The organism is Paenibacillus sp. TSA_86.1 (assembly GCF_052691815.1).
This window is the reverse complement of record NZ_JBQZGE010000007.1, coordinates 113,699-128,475: the sequence shown is the minus strand read 5'-3', so window position 1 is coordinate 128,475 and position 14,777 is coordinate 113,699. Positions and strand designations below refer to the sequence as shown.

At 48.5% G+C, this 14,777-nt stretch carries 18 protein-coding genes and 1 riboswitch; of the genes, 6 read left to right on the top strand and 12 right to left on the bottom strand.

Annotation, left to right across the window (positions count from 1 at the left end; all coding sequences use genetic code 11):
* Window positions 1-43: 43 nt before the first annotated feature.
* The 10 genes from ACUTVW_RS15930 to ACUTVW_RS15885 form a co-directional block, all read right to left on the bottom strand.
* On the bottom strand, window positions 44-823 hold the full coding sequence (locus tag ACUTVW_RS15930; RefSeq protein WP_445646715.1) for a LamB/YcsF family protein: 780 nt from the start codon (window positions 821-823) through the stop codon (window positions 44-46).
* Window positions 823-1,845, bottom strand: a complete 1,023-nt coding sequence (locus ACUTVW_RS15925) for a 5-oxoprolinase subunit C family protein (RefSeq protein ID WP_445646714.1) — start codon at window positions 1,843-1,845, stop codon at window positions 823-825. The genes ACUTVW_RS15930 and ACUTVW_RS15925 overlap by 1 nt, the downstream gene beginning before the upstream one ends.
* Entirely contained in the window at window positions 1,845-2,660 is an 816-nt protein-coding gene (gene pxpB / locus ACUTVW_RS15920; RefSeq protein ID WP_445646713.1) for a 5-oxoprolinase subunit PxpB, read from the bottom strand. The genes ACUTVW_RS15925 and pxpB overlap by 1 nt, the downstream gene beginning before the upstream one ends.
* Window positions 2,661-2,684: 24 nt before the next feature.
* Window positions 2,685-3,527 (bottom strand): DUF2785 domain-containing protein, encoded by an 843-nt coding sequence (locus ACUTVW_RS15915; RefSeq protein WP_445646712.1) that lies wholly within the window; start codon window positions 3,525-3,527, stop codon window positions 2,685-2,687.
* On the bottom strand, window positions 3,528-4,121 hold the full coding sequence (locus ACUTVW_RS15910; RefSeq protein WP_445646711.1) for a histidine phosphatase family protein: 594 nt from the start codon (window positions 4,119-4,121) through the stop codon (window positions 3,528-3,530).
* A 249-nt stretch (window positions 4,122-4,370) separates the two neighbouring features.
* Window positions 4,371-4,700 (bottom strand): DUF952 domain-containing protein, encoded by a 330-nt coding sequence (locus ACUTVW_RS15905; RefSeq protein WP_445646710.1) that lies wholly within the window; start codon window positions 4,698-4,700, stop codon window positions 4,371-4,373.
* 53 nt (window positions 4,701-4,753) lie between these two features.
* Window positions 4,754-5,311, bottom strand: coding sequence for a GNAT family N-acetyltransferase (locus ACUTVW_RS15900; protein WP_445646709.1), 558 nt, complete (start codon window positions 5,309-5,311; stop codon window positions 4,754-4,756).
* 42 nt (window positions 5,312-5,353) lie between these two features.
* Window positions 5,354-5,767, bottom strand: a complete 414-nt coding sequence (locus tag ACUTVW_RS15895; protein ID WP_445646708.1) for a ribosomal maturation YjgA family protein — start codon at window positions 5,765-5,767, stop codon at window positions 5,354-5,356.
* Window positions 5,764-6,315 (bottom strand): GrpB family protein, encoded by a 552-nt coding sequence (locus ACUTVW_RS15890; protein WP_445646707.1) that lies wholly within the window; start codon window positions 6,313-6,315, stop codon window positions 5,764-5,766. Before ACUTVW_RS15890 ends, ACUTVW_RS15895 begins: the two co-directional genes overlap by 4 nt.
* 178 nt (window positions 6,316-6,493) lie before the next feature.
* The gene (locus ACUTVW_RS15885) at window positions 6,494-7,600 is read right to left on the bottom strand and encodes an Ig-like domain-containing protein (RefSeq protein ID WP_445646706.1); all 1,107 of its coding nucleotides are present in this window, start codon (window positions 7,598-7,600) and stop codon (window positions 6,494-6,496) included.
* Between the two features lie 210 nt (window positions 7,601-7,810).
* Here ACUTVW_RS15885 and ACUTVW_RS15880 point away from each other — a divergent pair, with 210 nt between their 5' ends.
* Complete coding sequence (locus tag ACUTVW_RS15880; protein ID WP_445646705.1) at window positions 7,811-8,014, top strand: hypothetical protein; 204 nt, start codon at window positions 7,811-7,813, stop codon at window positions 8,012-8,014.
* A gap of 196 nt (window positions 8,015-8,210) precedes the next feature.
* Here the strand turns inward: ACUTVW_RS15880 and serS are convergent, their stop codons facing one another.
* On the bottom strand, window positions 8,211-9,509 hold the full coding sequence (gene serS / locus ACUTVW_RS15875) for a serine--tRNA ligase (protein WP_445646704.1): 1,299 nt from the start codon (window positions 9,507-9,509) through the stop codon (window positions 8,211-8,213).
* A gap of 470 nt (window positions 9,510-9,979) precedes the next feature.
* Here serS and ACUTVW_RS15870 point away from each other — a divergent pair, with 470 nt between their 5' ends.
* Window positions 9,980-10,159, top strand: a complete 180-nt coding sequence (locus tag ACUTVW_RS15870) for a hypothetical protein (RefSeq protein WP_445646703.1) — start codon at window positions 9,980-9,982, stop codon at window positions 10,157-10,159.
* A 57-nt stretch (window positions 10,160-10,216) separates the two neighbouring features.
* Here the strand turns inward: ACUTVW_RS15870 and ACUTVW_RS15865 are convergent, their stop codons facing one another.
* Window positions 10,217-10,741, bottom strand: coding sequence for a hypothetical protein (locus ACUTVW_RS15865; protein WP_445646702.1), 525 nt, complete (start codon window positions 10,739-10,741; stop codon window positions 10,217-10,219).
* Window positions 10,742-11,004: 263 nt separating this feature from the next.
* Window positions 11,005-11,117: riboswitch (TPP riboswitch) on the top strand.
* 215 nt (window positions 11,118-11,332) lie between these two features.
* Here ACUTVW_RS15865 and ACUTVW_RS15860 point away from each other — a divergent pair.
* From ACUTVW_RS15860 to ACUTVW_RS15845, 4 genes are all read left to right on the top strand, one after another.
* Window positions 11,333-12,373, top strand: coding sequence for an ABC transporter substrate-binding protein (locus ACUTVW_RS15860; RefSeq protein WP_445646701.1), 1,041 nt, complete (start codon window positions 11,333-11,335; stop codon window positions 12,371-12,373).
* Window positions 12,374-12,757: 384 nt separating this feature from the next.
* The gene (locus ACUTVW_RS15855) at window positions 12,758-13,048 is read left to right on the top strand and encodes an MTH1187 family thiamine-binding protein (protein WP_445646700.1); all 291 of its coding nucleotides are present in this window, start codon (window positions 12,758-12,760) and stop codon (window positions 13,046-13,048) included.
* Window positions 13,048-13,806 carry an ABC transporter permease gene (locus ACUTVW_RS15850; protein WP_445646699.1) on the top strand — a complete coding sequence of 253 codons (759 nt, stop codon included), beginning with the start codon at window positions 13,048-13,050 and terminating at the stop codon, window positions 13,804-13,806. The genes ACUTVW_RS15855 and ACUTVW_RS15850 overlap by 1 nt, the downstream gene beginning before the upstream one ends.
* A gap of 52 nt (window positions 13,807-13,858) precedes the next feature.
* Window positions 13,859-14,755, top strand: a complete 897-nt coding sequence (locus tag ACUTVW_RS15845; RefSeq protein ID WP_445646698.1) for an ABC transporter ATP-binding protein — start codon at window positions 13,859-13,861, stop codon at window positions 14,753-14,755.
* Window positions 14,756-14,777 lie beyond the last annotated feature (22 nt).

The following is a 14,777-nucleotide window of genomic DNA, read 5'->3' as shown; positions in this document are numbered from 1 at the left end:
GTTCAATTCCTCCATTCTTCATTCATATCATGCCATCCATATATTATTTCGCTTGATAAGCGGTCAGTGTGACACCTTCAGCTTCTAGCATGCGGCGAATCTCTTGAGCAAACGTCAGCGCATGTGTACCGTCACCATGGATGCAAACCGTATCTGCGATGATGGGAAGCGAAGTTCCATCCGTAGATATGACCACACTGTCCTTAATCATTCGAATCACCTGAGCTAATGCTTCTTCAGGGCGTTCTATAAGTGCACCTTCTTGACTGCGAGGCGTTAACCTGCCATCTGAACGATACGTACGATCCGCGAACACTTCATTCACGCCGCGAACACCGACCCGTTGTGCCGCCACGATCAATTCACTGCCTGCCAGACCATACAAATACAACTCAGGTTGAACCTGATAAACTGCTTCGGCAATGGCCTCGGCAAGCTTCGCATGAGCTGCTGCCATATTGTACAATGCCCCGTGTGGTTTCACATGATGCAGATGTCCCCCACTGGCACGGACAAAAGCATCCAGTGCCCCAATCTGATACACCACCATGTCATAGGCTTCCCGAGGTGTAATCTCCATAGGTCTGCGTCCGAATCCCTGCAAATCAGGCAAACCCGGATGGGCACCCATCGCTACCTGATGTGCCATTGCCCGCTCTACCGTCATCCGCATCACAGCAGGATCTCCCGCGTGGAATCCACAGGCGATATTTGCTGATGTGATCAGAGGCAGGATGGCTTCATCGGAATTTATCATCGTCTGGTAGGCTCCATAACTCTCGCCGAGATCACAGTTCATATCCAGCGTATAAGAAGTCTTCATTAAACCGCCTCCATTTTGCCCATTTTCCTGCGAATCCGTTGATCCAGCAGTCGCAAGTCTCGCTCTCTTTTGATGTAAAGGCTGCGGGCTTCTTGATTCGTAACGGGTTCAAAAGAAATGCGGCTTCCCGGTCTGACCTGAGCCAGAATGGGTAGATCCACTGCAGCAACCTGTGCAATCACGGGATATCCTCCAATCGTCTGATGATCCGCCATCAATACGATAGGCTGCCCATCTGCCGGTACCTGCACCGTGCCAAAGGTGACGGCTTCGGATAAACGCTGCATCGGTCGATTCAGGTCCAGCCGCGAACCTTGCAGTCGATACCCCATGCGATCCGATTGGGGAGAGACCACATAGTCTTCAGCATAAAACCGTTTCACGCTCTCTGCGCTGAAGTATGAATGGTCTTGACCCTGCATCACTCGAATGACAGGTTTACCGTAATAAGAAGGTCTCTGCCTCTCTGATAAAAGCCATGCAGGAGCCACCATAGATTTGTTTTCTGCCCATTGTATCCCCACTACGCTTATCCATTGTTGAACTTCATCCGAGATAACACCTGTTTCAAGCACATCTGCCACACGCAGAGCTCTCCCGTGAACACCACCAAACCCTGTCTTGAGATCGGTACTTCGGCTCCCCATCACTTTAGGTACATCGATCCCGCCAGCAAATGCCAAATATGCACGTAAGCCATGTCGGCACGCACCAAATCTCAATATACTTCCAGCCTGCAGCAACACAGGACGCCACAGGGGTACAGGCTGCTGATCTACCGTAGCGCTGAGATCCGCACCACAGAGCGAAATCAGCTGATTTTCTAGCAGCCGCAACTCTGGCCCGGCCATCGTGATTTCAAGTACTGCTTCGTGCCTGGAGTTACCCACAAGCATATTCGCTGCTCTGGCTGCGAACGTGTCCATTACACCACCCACCGGAACACCATAACGGCGATACCCGATTCTACCTTCATCCTGAACGGTCGTTAACAAGCCCGGACGAATGATTTCCATACCCATCACTCCCCCTCCTTCCGCGTCAGTTCCAAGTATTCCTGCATCATAATGGGTTGAAAACGAACAATGTCTCCAGCCTCAAGCAGACTTGGTGGATTCGCTTCCGGGTCGAACAGACGGAGAGGTGTACGTCCAATACACTGCCAGCCTCCTGGTGTAGATACGGGGTAAACCCCAGTCTGCGTGCCGCCAATACCTACCGTTCCTGCCTCGACGCGAAGCCTTGGCGTCGCCCGTCTTGGTGTAGCGATTTGCTCAGGCAACCCTCCCAAATAAGGGAAACCCGGAGCAAATCCAATCATATGTACAAGGTAATCCACAGACGAATGTATCGCAATGACTTCTTCTATCGTCAAACCATGTTCATGAGCCACATGAACCAGATCAGGCCCAAACTCCCCACCGTAACATACCGGAATCGTCACAACCCTTGGCCAAGTTATCCCCCCGGTAAGTTGCAAACTTTCAGATTGTTTTCGTTGAATGGAAGGATTCGATTCATTTCGTTCAATCCGCTCATTTGGCTGTTTTGATTGTTTTAGTTGTTTTGGTTCATTCAGTCGGTTCAACTGCTGTAGCAAAAATCCGCTTATTTCCTCATAAAACGAAACCAATGGGTCGTAAAACAAAGTAACCGACAGATAGGATGGCACCCATTCCACCGCAGCCACTACAGATCCCTTTTCCAAGAAAGTACACACCAACATCACCCTCTGGTGCACCTCTTCCGATAGCGCATCGCCGCAGCGAATTACAACCCCATGCTCTCCGAGTGGAGACAACAGATTCTCTGTCCAGTCATAGATGATTGCGGTCATGGCGTACCTCCCTTGGTCGTTGATTTACTCTCTGACGTCCATTGCTTTCAACAACAGCGAACGAACCGCTGGAAACGGCTCAGCCTCTTTGTCTCGTATAGCAAAATAAAGCGACTGCATGAACATTCGAATATTCAAGCTCATTTGACTCATTTCCTGCAAAGTTTTGTCTTCCTTGGCATCCCCGTTTCTCTCCGTCTGAAGCGACTCAATCCAGGCCGCAAGCTCTGCTTGCTCTATCCGATTGCGACTCAGGATCGTCACCGCCGCCTGAGCCATACGCTGATCTTCCTCATAGATGTACGCTCTGCTGGACTCCGTTACTTTGATCGAGAGTGCATGCAAAAGCTCCAGCAATTCTGCGCTTTCGAGATACGTTGATTGAGCTACATCCTCAACCGCATCAGCGGCATGCGCCGGAGCGTGTGCCCACCCTTTATCCTCTACGTAACCCCGAACATCCTTTTCACTTTTCAGATACGCGATCAATCGCTGCTGAACCCATGCCATATTTTCCCGCTGTAAGAAAGAACGCTGACGGTCGATGCCCAGGATCGGCGGCAGGATTAAGACAGAAAAAGTTCTCGTAAACACACTGTCTGTTCCCTGCTCCCCGATTCTATAGAAAAGATGGTCATCATCCAATGCTAAATCCAGCAAATTCTTAAGCTGTTCATCCGAAAAAACGTTCTGACCCATCCATGTCGCCAGCGTAACGTAAATAAGCTCATCTCGCAGCACAGGGTCTGGATTTCCAATATGCTGCATCATATACAGTGCCAATTCATAGGGTTGCTCTATCTGATCTGCGGCAAAATCCATTGCACGAAGCTGCTGTAGCTTCTGTTTTAATGTCATTGCGTCCATTTACAGCGTTCCTTTCTCTGGCTCCAGATGCAGACTGCAATTGTACAATTCGCACTGCCATGCTTGATCCTGATGGTTCACTCGTGTAATGGATGTGTTTCCCAGCTTCACGCTGATATCCAGTTCAGGCACCAGTGATCGCAGCGTATTACGAAGAACAGCCCCGTGACTCACCACGATGACTCGCCCATCCGGATGTTGCCTGAGAATATCTTCTAATGCCGCTTTCCCACGGGAAGCACCTGCGTCCGGATGTTCTTTTCCCAAATCGAGTGAACCCCAGTCGGCACCCCACTTTGCAATACGTTCCTCTTCTGTCGTTCCTTCCACCTGTCCGCCGCCCATTTCGCGTAATCTCGAATCCAGATGAATCTCTTGAATGCCCAACCGATCTGCGATAACCCGAGCCGTTTCACTTGCCCGCTCCAAGTCGCTGGCGTAGATGGCATCCCAGGACTCCTCAGCTAGCCGCGCCGCTAGCAAAGCCGCCTGTTCTCTGCCCTCCTGATCGAGAGGGTTATCCGTCTGCCCCTGCGAACGCTTTTCTTTATTCCATGCCGTACTGCCATGACGTATCAACGCAATCTGTGTCATTTTTGTAGTCCCTCTTTTCTATGAAAGCTCGTCCTCTGTAAAATGTTTTCTTGTCTTTGGTTTCAAAAACTTGCCATGCTTCACAATCACCGCAATGCTGTTGGTATCCTCGTTCCACGTTTGAAACAACTGCTCCGTCTCCAATTACTCCATTGCGCGTTCCCCAAGCTGTTTGTAATAGATAAACTGTTTCTCCGCTGTCTCCAGAAAAGTCTGATTCGTATCCATCCGTCTTAACCCCTCTCGAAATTATATCGGAAAAGAAAACGTGCCATCTGCATTTGGCTCAAAGTTCAAGACCCTACTTACGGCATCCAGATTCAACTCTCCATAGATGTGTGGAAATAGTTCGTTCAATTCATACAAATCTTCATAGACCAGCTCTGCCTTCAGCGTCCTTTCTTCGATACCCAGTAACAACAGGTCCGTACGTCCTGCATAATATTGTCCAGCCACCCACGGAATCTGCTCCGCAGTGGAACAATGAATGAAGCCGTCCGTCTCCAGACTCTCTGGTGCATACGTGTCTCCTTTGGATACTTCCTCCCATAATGAACGGGAAATAATACTGTAGATCATAGAGTCTTCCTCCTTGGTCGTCGCTGTGTAAAACAGCTCGTGTTAATCAACTATTATAGATCATCCCGGATACGGGCGTACAACTTCTGGTCGGTAAATACGCCTTTAATTTTCATTTGCTTGCGCAGCAGACCTTCCTGCACCATTCCTAGCTTTTCCATCACTCGCGCAGATCCAATATTGCCCGCATTACACTTCCCCTCCAGCCGGTTACAATCCAGTTGCTCGAAGCAGTAATTGACGACAGGCTGCATCGCTTCCACGGCAAGCCCTTTACCCCAATAGGTGCTGCCGATGGCATATCCCATTTCACCGCTCTGCATGAATTCATCCAGATGGAAAATACCCCCTCTTCCAATCAGCGTACCCGTTTCTTTCAGCACAAAAGCCCAGAGATATACCGTTTTCTGCTCATAGTTTCGTAACACTCGCTCCAGATAACCGATGGAGTCATCCTTGCTCTGGTGGCACTGCCACAAGCTTTGCTCACTAACTTTCGGGTCAGACGCAAACGCGTAATATGCATCAAGGTCATCCATCGTAAGACGTCTGAGGTGGAGCCGTCCCGTATCAAATTCTGGCGATTCTGCAAAAAGTTTATCGATATCCATTCAGAGTACCTCCTATTTATGAAATTTCTTTATGAAATGACTTCATGAGCGTATGAGCTTACTCAGGATAAAACGATCTATAAGATAAACACATAAAATACCGATCAGGTATCGGATTAGATCAAAAACTAGAAATCCACGCCCCAATATCAGTGCTCCCAACAACGTCGAACGCAGTTCGTTCAGCCAGGGCACTTGAATCAACTGGGAAAATTCAATCATGCAACTGAACGTTATACTTATCCATACGGCTCTTGCACGACTCCAATGGGTACATAACATACGGACGCCAAAATAGATCATGCCTGCCCAAAGCGCATCTCCAAAATGCTCATGCACCCATTGTGGCAAGTGTTCTCCATATGTTCTGGAAGCCAGTCCTGCAGCCATCGTAATGACCACGGCGATGAAGTATAACGCACTGTTTTTAGTCAACATCCCGTTCTGATGTTTCACAGTCGTCCATCCAGAACCTTGATGATGAATTCTGTTTTGGCAGCCGTATACGATTCTCTATCGTCTTTATTCTCGTCTGCAAGCTTTACCTTAAGTTCGGCATATGCCTTCACCAGATCCGGACGGGATCTCAGCACATCACGAAACCGAATTTGGCGCTCCCACCGTTCCTCACCTGGACGCATGAGATGAAGATGTACCGCTCGTTTTCCATCTTTAACTCTGACCCAGAATCGTCTGTATTCCCGGCCATCCAGTTCAGGCGGAACATAATTCCAGCCCGCAGGATTCAACCGTTCGGCAATCAGGTCCATGTCATCCCAAGACTGCACCTCACCCATTAGATCAATGATTGGTTTAGCAGATAAACCGGGAATAGACGTGCTGCCCATATGCTCGAATGTATGTATATTCAGATGCTGCAAAAGATCTCTTAATTGTGCGATCTCCTCCTGAGCCTGCATGCTCCAGGCAGAGTTAGCTTCTACAACTTCTACGGGTTCTGTTGCCCATGCAGGCCAATTCTCAGGGTCCATATGATCCGTCATTTCTATGAACACGCTCCTTATAAATTGTATGCTATGTTCAAAAAGGAGGCGTATAAGTACGCCTCCTCTTAGTATACATGGATTCAATTCGATCTGATATCGGTGTGTGCCAGGCTTCCAGCAGGAATCCCCTTGCTTCAATGCCCTATCATGGCAAGAAGACGTATGGTTTTACTGATTATTTTACCGTCACAGGTATCGTCACTTTTTTATTACCCCATTTGGCGGTAATGTTTGTTTTGCCTTTGGCTACAGCAACGATTCTGCCTCCAGTTACCGTGGCAACATTCGGTTTGGAACTGCTCCACACCGCACTTCCCGTCACCATCGTTGTTTTCCCTGTATCATACTGAGCCATAACACCCAGTGTACTACTGGATTGCGGTGACAAAACGAGACTTTTCTGACCCATAATCAGCTTCTGAAGCGTAGGCACCACAGTGACGACCGCAGTGACAGTCTGACCCTGATACGAACCTGTCAAAGTGGCTTGCCCTTCGTTCAGTCCTTTGACCATACCGTTTTTCACCTCGGCCAAACCAGGGTTAGATGATGTCCATATAACGGATTTGGATAGATTCACCGTCTTGCCGCTAGAGTACGTTCCCATCACTTTGAGTGCGGCGGACTTCTTGATATTCAACTGAATCGTTGCAGGCTTAACCTCAACTTTGGTGATGGTATCCGTCACAGTTATAGGTACTTTAACGATGGTTGACCCGTATTTTCCTTGCAGAACCACTTTGCCGGGAGTAACCCCTTTGATCTTTCCGTTTTCGATCACAGCCAGGTTACTCGATACGGTCCACACGATATCGGATGTGACATCTTCTTGCTTACCATTCGCACGCGTAATACTTACTTTCGGAAGTGTGCCCTCGTTTCCTTTTACAAACGTATACGCAGTAGGCGAAGCCTTGATGCTTTTGATCTTATCCTGCACCTGGATAACTACCTGAGTTTTAACGGTAGCCACTTGAGCAATGATCGTTGCTTCGCCTGCGGCGATAGCTTTGACTTTACCCTTTGTAATCGCGATGACAGCAGCATTGCTGGTAGACCAGGTCACTCCCCCGGTAACATCCTGTTTGTGATCCGAGCCTTCAACCGTCGCCATCACCTGATAGGATGTGATCTCGCCCACATTCATCTTCTGCGGATTAGCACCCGTGATTTCAATTGAAGTTACATCACCTGACGCTGCCCAAACTGACGTAGGCACAACAACCGTAAGTGCGATAACCAGAGCAAGCATACTTCGTAACGTGCATTTGATTCTATTCATGTCCAGTCTCCTTTTCCCATCATCCAATCGTTCAACTTCTCGTATCGCCTAATTTTTTACTTCCACTATACTTTATATCGGACATTGGATGGTTAAAGTTAAATGACAAGTGCAAGGATAGATAGAACCATTTCATGATTTTCATTGTATAATATATATAAGCGACGAAATTCTGTTTAAAGAACGTTAAACTAGCGAGGTGAGGCATGTATGATCGAAAAGAATCTGCTGGATGTGGTCGCTGTCACCAATAACCGCAAACGCATGAAAGCAATTTCCGCTTCAACATCCACAAAGGTACGCTCAGAAGATGAGATGGTCTTACTGATGAAATCAGCCCGCAATCGTTTTGAAAAGGCACTCCAATCCGGAAGGATTGAAATTATTAACGAGCGTGAATGGAAGCTGCTTTAAGAATACAGGTGAACTATGGAACGTATACAATCGCCAGAAATACAGTAACCGATGAAAATGTCAAATTGGCAACCCGACTTGAACAAGAATATCAATGGGTTATTGATCATATGTTTGAATAAAGAGGAACCCGATAAGGGCTCCTCTTTATTGGTTTATTCTTTATATCCTTAGATCAACATCACCTGTATTTCTTCTACTCATGCTTCTCAAGCTCCGGCAAAATCAAACGTTCGGCGCCGCCCATATAAGGACGCAAAGCCGCCGGAATGTAAATACTTCCATCTGCCTGCTGATGGTTTTCCAGCAACGGGATCAGAATACGCGGCGAAGCTACGGCTGTATTGTTGAGCGTGTGGCAGTATACCAGCTTGCCGTCTTCATCAACGCAGCGAATGTTCGAGCGACGAGCCTGAAAATCATGCAGATTCGACGACGAATGGGTCTCGCCATATGCCTCGCGGCTTGGCATCCATGTTTCGATGTCATACTGTTTGTACGTTTTCTGCGACATATCCCCTGCACATACCGACACCACACGATACGGCAATTCCAGCCGTTGCAGCAGCTCCTCCGCATGTCCCGTAATTTCCTGCAACATCCGTTCCGATTCCGCTGCATCTGGCGCACACAGAATGACCTGCTCAACTTTGGCAAACTGATGTACACGGTATAAACCTCGCACATCCCGTCCGCCCGAACCTACCTCACTGCGGAAACATGTCGATACGGCTGCCAGCTTAACAGGCTGCTTCACATCAACCACCTCATCCGCGTAATACGAGACCAACGGCACTTCCGATGTGCCGACAAGCCATTTGTTCTCTCCCTGCAACTCATATACCTGATCCCGGCCTGTCGGGAAAAATCCGGTGTTTACCAAGGTATCTTCCCGAACCATGAGCGGAACCTCCAGCGGAGTGAATCCATGCTCCAGCAACAGATCCAGCGCAAGCTGCTGTACCGCACGGTGTAGTAACAACCCCGCACCTTTCAGGACATAGCTACGCGTTCCACCGATTTTCACGCCACGCGGAATATCGATCAAGCCGTGCATCTCTCCAAGCTCGACATGATCTCTTGTTTCGTAGTCAAACACTGGAATTTTACCTACCCGCCGCAGCTCTACATTATCTGCATCCGACATGCCCACAGGTGTATCTGGCGACACGATATTAGGTACCAGCCATTGCAGCCTGGTGACTTCCTCCTGTACTACCGCCAGCTTGGCTTCCTCTTGCTCCAGCTGTTCATTCAATTCTTTTACCTGTGTCCGCATTGTCTCTGCTTGCTCACGCTCACCCGATTGCATTAGCTTCCCGATCTCTGCCGACAGCGTATTGCGCAGACGACGCGCCTCTTCCGTATGCTGTAAAAGTGCTTTTCGCTCGTCATCCCGCTGGATTAACACAGCAATATCAACCTTGATTTTTTTCCCGTCCGCTGCCGCCTGAACCTCTTCTGCATGTGCCCGAACCCACTTCATATCTAACATGGTCACCGTCTCCTTTGGCTAAAAAAATACAAAGAGCGCCCTCATCCCTTGGGACGAGGAGCGCTCTGCTCGCGGTGCCACCCAACTTGCCGAATCGGTTTCAACCTCCTGATTCAGCCTCTTGGTCCGCGATAACGGGCGGTTCCGGTTAACTTGGGAAAGTTTCATTTCGCTCCCTGGCGAAAACGCCTCCGAGTTGGATTCTCTTCAACGGCATAGTCCGATGTGTAATTGTGTTAGTTAGTATATACGAGAATCCAACGGAAATGCAAGTTCTAAACACCTATTTTTATTGAAAACAACGAATCACATAAAAGTCTGTCAGAATTCCACAGGAAGAGAGTATCGTTATAGATATGACTTCACTCAGACCATTTTTCGTGTAATCGTGTCTATCCAATTAGACGCATCTTCCTGTAAAAAAGACCATACTATGGTAAACTCACATTACAGAAGGGAGATGTTGTCTAATGAATATGAGCCCCAACCACCTGAATTCATCCGAGGCCGAAGCCGCCAAACAAAGAGCAAATGAACATGCGCGTCAAGCTCAGCGAAGCTCATTCAAAAGCGGTATCCTGACAACCATCATTATCGCTGTTGTTATTATTGGTATTTTATATTGGGTAGCTTACGCTAGAACTTCTTAAGGGATCAAAATTACCCATTGCCCAGGAAATACTTTTTCACAACAGACATACAATTCGTTAAACGGATGCTACCGCCGCTTGTCCTCTAAACAACTTGCCAAATACATAACGCACTAGCGGCCCGAGTACGATTAATTGATATGGCAATGGCAGACTAAAGTTACGTGCAATCGTATGAAGATACGTGCTAGACACGGACACCCCATCTAACCGACCTGCCAAATAGGCCGTAATCATGCCGTATAGCGACATGACCAATACCATTCCGATGACCATAAGAAACGACATGGTGACTACACCTTTGATTTTACTGGCTCTTGCAAACGGGATGGAAAACGCAATTTTTCTCGCTACGGGTCCTACGATGAACGACTCCACCAAAAATGCGATGACAAAACAGATCACAAATTGAATCAGCATCTGCATCACGGACATCTGACTTAACATTCCTGCGTGCCATAGATTGAAGGTCATCATCACTACGACCATTCCTGTGCACATCATAAGTCCAAACATAACTTGTTCTTTCTTGCTTACTGACAATATACTCATCCTCTCTCTGACTTGGATCATTATAGACATTCAGATCCCCCTCACATAAGTGAACATTCTGTGAACGTTTTATTGACCAGGACATGTCTGAAAACGTTGATGGAAGCCCATATTTCCGAATTTTTGTTCCAAGCCGGGAAGTCCCCCGCAGGCGTGACAGGGCACTTCAAGGGAATATGACTCAGCAGGGGATGAAAAGGTTGTAAAAAATGCACTGCAGTGGGTTCCAGGACACGCCCTAGACACATTCATGTCCCTGGCCTATAATTACACCTAGTAATGCCCGTAACTTCATAGTTTCCCAGGGGAGTCGGAATTGGCCGGCTGAGAGTGTATCCCACCAAGATACTAACCCTTAGACCTGATCTGGATCATGCCAGCGTAGGAATCGGAGTATATTGCAACGGCACAGCCATAAGCTGAACGCCCTTCTCTCACGCCTGCACGCGTCCCGGATTACGGGGCGCTTTTTTTGTTTTCTTTTGACAAGCAGAAACAGAAAAATGACGTTATTCGGATAACCCGCGAGTATAAATTCGTCGATTTATGCAAAGGGATTGGATATGAAGCCAAGGAGTACCCCGTGCCATCTGGCCGGATATACCGAAGGAGAGAGACACGATGAAATGGCGTAAAACGATAGGAATGTTACTCATGTGTGTGTTGCTGGTGACTGTAGCTGCTTGTGGTGGCAAACAAGCGGATCCAGCTGAACAGAAAAACGCAGCTGGATCGGAGAAAACGAACGAGGACAGCAGCACTGCATTGAAAGATGTGAAGGTTGTGCTCGACTGGACTCCAAATACGAATCATACCGGTCTGTATGCAGCAGTGGATCAGGGTTTTTATAAAGCGGCGGGTCTCAACGTCGAGATTGTACAGCCAGGTGCTGGCGGAGCAGATACGATGGTCGCCTCAGGTGAGGTACCGTTTGGCGTCAGTTATCAGGAAAGTGTCACTCAGGCGCGTACGCAGGACGTTCCACTTGTGTCGATTGCCGCAGTTATCCAGCATAATACGTCCGGTTTTGCAGCGCCGGTGGATCGCAAGATCAAATCGCCTAAAGATTTTGAAGGTAAGACGTATGGCGGTTGGGGTTCCCCGGTAGAAGAAGCGGTGATGCAATCCATTATGGAGGGCGAAGGTGCTGACGTATCCAAAGTCAAAAACATTAACATGGGCGATGCCGACTTCTTCACAGCCGTGAAACGGGACATCGACTTTGCGTGGATTTTCTACGCATGGACGGGAATCGAGGCTGAATTACGCGGTGAACCGATTGATATGTTGTATGTGAAGGATTATGCCAAAGCACTGGACTACTACACCCCCGTCCTCGTGACCAATGAACAGACGATTCAGAAAGACCCTGAACTGGTGAAAGCTTTCCTAAAGGCCACTTCTGAAGGGTACCAATATGCAATTGACCACCCTGAAGAGGCAGCAAACATTTTAATCAAAGCTGTTCCTGATCTGGACAAAGAATTAGTACTGGCAAGTCAAAAATGGCTCAGCCCGAAATACCAAGATGATGCACCACGCTGGGGCGAACAAAAGCAAGACGTGTGGAAAAACTACACCGACTGGATGTTCAGCAAGAAACTGCTGGATAAAGAGATCGATGTAACAAAAGCCTACACGAACGAATTTTTACCACAGTAACAAGTCTTATTACTCTACATGTAAAAATGAACCTTGATGTTTACACATTTTGAACGAAGAGGACAGGAAAAACTTGAAGAAGCGAAGCGATCGCTTAGTAGGTTTTCTAAGGAAAGCTACCCCAGAAGCACGCTTTCTCCTGAATTTTCTTCCCACAATTCAATGGATAAGTTAATTTTTTGTACACAAGAACGGAGAGTGCAGAACCCCTCTAAAGAAGCGGAGCGGTCGCCTTTATTACCGGATTTTCCCCTTTGGAAAAGGGAATCAAAAAAATCCGGGGATAACAGCGATCTAAGGAGGGGACTGCAATCGAAGTGGTAAAGTGTACAACGACCATATCTACTTATCCAATCACACACTCGAAAGGAGAATTTTTCTCTCATGGCAAGCACGTTACTCAGCATTCAGGTTATACCCAAAACACCAAATGGTGAAAACTCATATCCTTACGTAGACCGCGCCATCGAAGTAATTCAACAATCCGGCCTGAAATATCAAGTCAATGCACTCGACACCACCATGGAGGGTGAATTGGATGAACTGCTGGAGGTTGTCCGCAAAATGCACGAAGTGCTTGTGGAAGCCGGCAGCCCAAGCATCATCTCCCAGATCAAAATCGCACATAGTCCAAACGGATTCAGCATGGATACACTGACGGAGAAATATCGCTAATGTCTACCTATTTCAAAAGTGTATGGCCGCCCCTCGTGGCGGTTATTCTCTTTATTGCGATATGGCAAGGGGCGGTCTCCCTGTTCCACATTGAGAAATGGATGCTGCCTGCGCCGTCCGATATCGCCCACGAAGCAGCTTCTCAGGCTGAACGTCTCGGCATGCATGCTGCCGCAACGATCCAGTTAACACTTATCGGATTCGTTGCCGGAACAGTGGTAGGTCTGCTAATTGCGATGGTGCTGCATCTGATTCCTTTTCTCAAATCGGCCTTGTACCCATTACTTATTCTTAGTCAAAATATTCCAACCATAGCGCTCGCGCCACTCCTGCTGATCTGGTTTGGCTTTGGCCTGCTGCCCAAGCTGATTACGATCATCCTAGTCTGCTTCTTCCCGGTAGCGGTTGCGGCCATGGATGGACTAACACGCACCGATGCGGCGATGATGAACTATATGCGTATGGCAGGAGCGAAGCGCCGTCATATCTTTTGGAAACTGGAGCTGCCCCATGCCCTGCCATCTGTATTTTCCGGCGTCAAAATTGCTGCCACCTACAGTGTAATGGGAGCCATCATTGCCGAGTGGATCGGAGCGGATAAAGGTATCGGTTATTATATGATGCTGCAGAAGTCCGCTTACCGTACGGATCGACTGTTTGTTGCCATTATGATTATTGTGGCGCTCAGTCTTTTGCTCTTTCTGCTCATTGCGCTGTTAGAGAAGCTGCTTGTGCGCTGGCGCCCACAGAAGCGGTAGTTCTGCTTATCAGAGGTTAACGTAATATATGAACACTAGGATGTGATTCCATATGAACAGGCATCAGAACGAACCAGAGCAATCCATACAAGTTCGAAGCACACCACCCGGAGATGCCGATGCGGCTTCCATTGCGGTTCCGCCTGCACTGGACATCGTTGATATTCATGTGTCTTTTAAAGAACGACGGCGTAATTTACCTGTCTTGAATGGTTTGTCCCTGACTGTGGGAAAAGGGGAATTCGTCGCCATCGTAGGCCCTTCCGGCTGCGGTAAAAGCACTCTGTTCCACATCATCGGCGGCTTACAGAAGCCGCAGGATGGCCAGGTATTCATGAACGGCAAGTGGGTTACCGGACAACGTGGACATATCAGCTACATGCCGCAACAGCCCGCCCTTTTCCCATGGCGAACCATTGAGGAGAATGTGCTGCTGGCTGGCGAAGTCGCTTCAGCAGCGGCTTTCGCTGCTCCAGGTGCTCAGCCTGCTCCGCACGCCGAAGCACTCGCGGAGGCAAGACAGTGGCTGGGCAGCGTTGGCCTTGCCGGATTCGAGCGGGCTTACCCTCATCAGCTGTCAGGCGGGATGCAGCAGCGTGCCGCTTTCCTGCGTGCGTTACTCAGTCCGCAGGAGCTGATGCTGCTCGATGAGCCATTCAGTGCGCTCGATGCCCTGACGCGGAGCGACATGCAGCGCTGGCTGCTGGATATCTGGGAACAGAATCGCCGCTCGGTGCTGTTCATCACCCATAATATCGAGGAAGCGCTGTTGCTCGCGGATCGTGTCTATGTGTTATCGAACCGTCCTGCATCCGTGCTGCACGAGGTTGAGGTTCCTTTTGACCGCCCGAGACGAGACGAGATTACAGAAGAACCTGCCTTTCTTGAACGTAAACGACAGATTGCCCAGTGGATGAAAGAAGAACAGCAGAAAACCCGCCTATCTTAATAGCGCGGGTTTTTAGTTATAT

What these genes read in the sequence shown, in the direction of transcription:
- ACUTVW_RS15930 (WP_445646715.1), bottom strand. Translation starts at nt 823, where the DNA reads ATGAAGACTTCTTATACGCTGGATATGAACTGTGATCTCGGCGAGAGT.
- ACUTVW_RS15925 (WP_445646714.1), bottom strand. Translation starts at nt 1,845, where the DNA reads ATGGGTATGGAAATCATTCGTCCGGGCTTGTTAACGACCGTTCAGGAT.
- pxpB (WP_445646713.1), bottom strand. Translation starts at nt 2,660, where the DNA reads ATGACCGCAATCATCTATGACTGGACAGAGAATCTGTTGTCTCCACTC.
- ACUTVW_RS15915 (WP_445646712.1), bottom strand. Translation starts at nt 3,527, where the DNA reads ATGGACGCAATGACATTAAAACAGAAGCTACAGCAGCTTCGTGCAATG.
- ACUTVW_RS15910 (WP_445646711.1), bottom strand. Translation starts at nt 4,121, where the DNA reads ATGACACAGATTGCGTTGATACGTCATGGCAGTACGGCATGGAATAAA.
- ACUTVW_RS15905 (WP_445646710.1), bottom strand. Translation starts at nt 4,700, where the DNA reads ATGATCTACAGTATTATTTCCCGTTCATTATGGGAGGAAGTATCCAAA.
- ACUTVW_RS15900 (WP_445646709.1), bottom strand. Translation starts at nt 5,311, where the DNA reads ATGGATATCGATAAACTTTTTGCAGAATCGCCAGAATTTGATACGGGA.
- ACUTVW_RS15890 (WP_445646707.1), bottom strand. Translation starts at nt 6,315, where the DNA reads ATGACGGATCATATGGACCCTGAGAATTGGCCTGCATGGGCAACAGAA.
- ACUTVW_RS15885 (WP_445646706.1), bottom strand. Translation starts at nt 7,600, where the DNA reads ATGAATAGAATCAAATGCACGTTACGAAGTATGCTTGCTCTGGTTATC.
- ACUTVW_RS15880 (WP_445646705.1), top strand. Translation starts at nt 7,811, where the DNA reads ATGATCGAAAAGAATCTGCTGGATGTGGTCGCTGTCACCAATAACCGC.
- serS (WP_445646704.1), bottom strand. Translation starts at nt 9,509, where the DNA reads ATGTTAGATATGAAGTGGGTTCGGGCACATGCAGAAGAGGTTCAGGCG.
- ACUTVW_RS15870 (WP_445646703.1), top strand. Translation starts at nt 9,980, where the DNA reads ATGAATATGAGCCCCAACCACCTGAATTCATCCGAGGCCGAAGCCGCC.
- ACUTVW_RS15865 (WP_445646702.1), bottom strand. Translation starts at nt 10,741, where the DNA reads ATGTCTATAATGATCCAAGTCAGAGAGAGGATGAGTATATTGTCAGTA.
- ACUTVW_RS15860 (WP_445646701.1), top strand. Translation starts at nt 11,333, where the DNA reads ATGAAATGGCGTAAAACGATAGGAATGTTACTCATGTGTGTGTTGCTG.
- ACUTVW_RS15855 (WP_445646700.1), top strand. Translation starts at nt 12,758, where the DNA reads ATGGCAAGCACGTTACTCAGCATTCAGGTTATACCCAAAACACCAAAT.
- ACUTVW_RS15850 (WP_445646699.1), top strand. Translation starts at nt 13,048, where the DNA reads ATGTCTACCTATTTCAAAAGTGTATGGCCGCCCCTCGTGGCGGTTATT.
- ACUTVW_RS15845 (WP_445646698.1), top strand. Translation starts at nt 13,859, where the DNA reads ATGAACAGGCATCAGAACGAACCAGAGCAATCCATACAAGTTCGAAGC.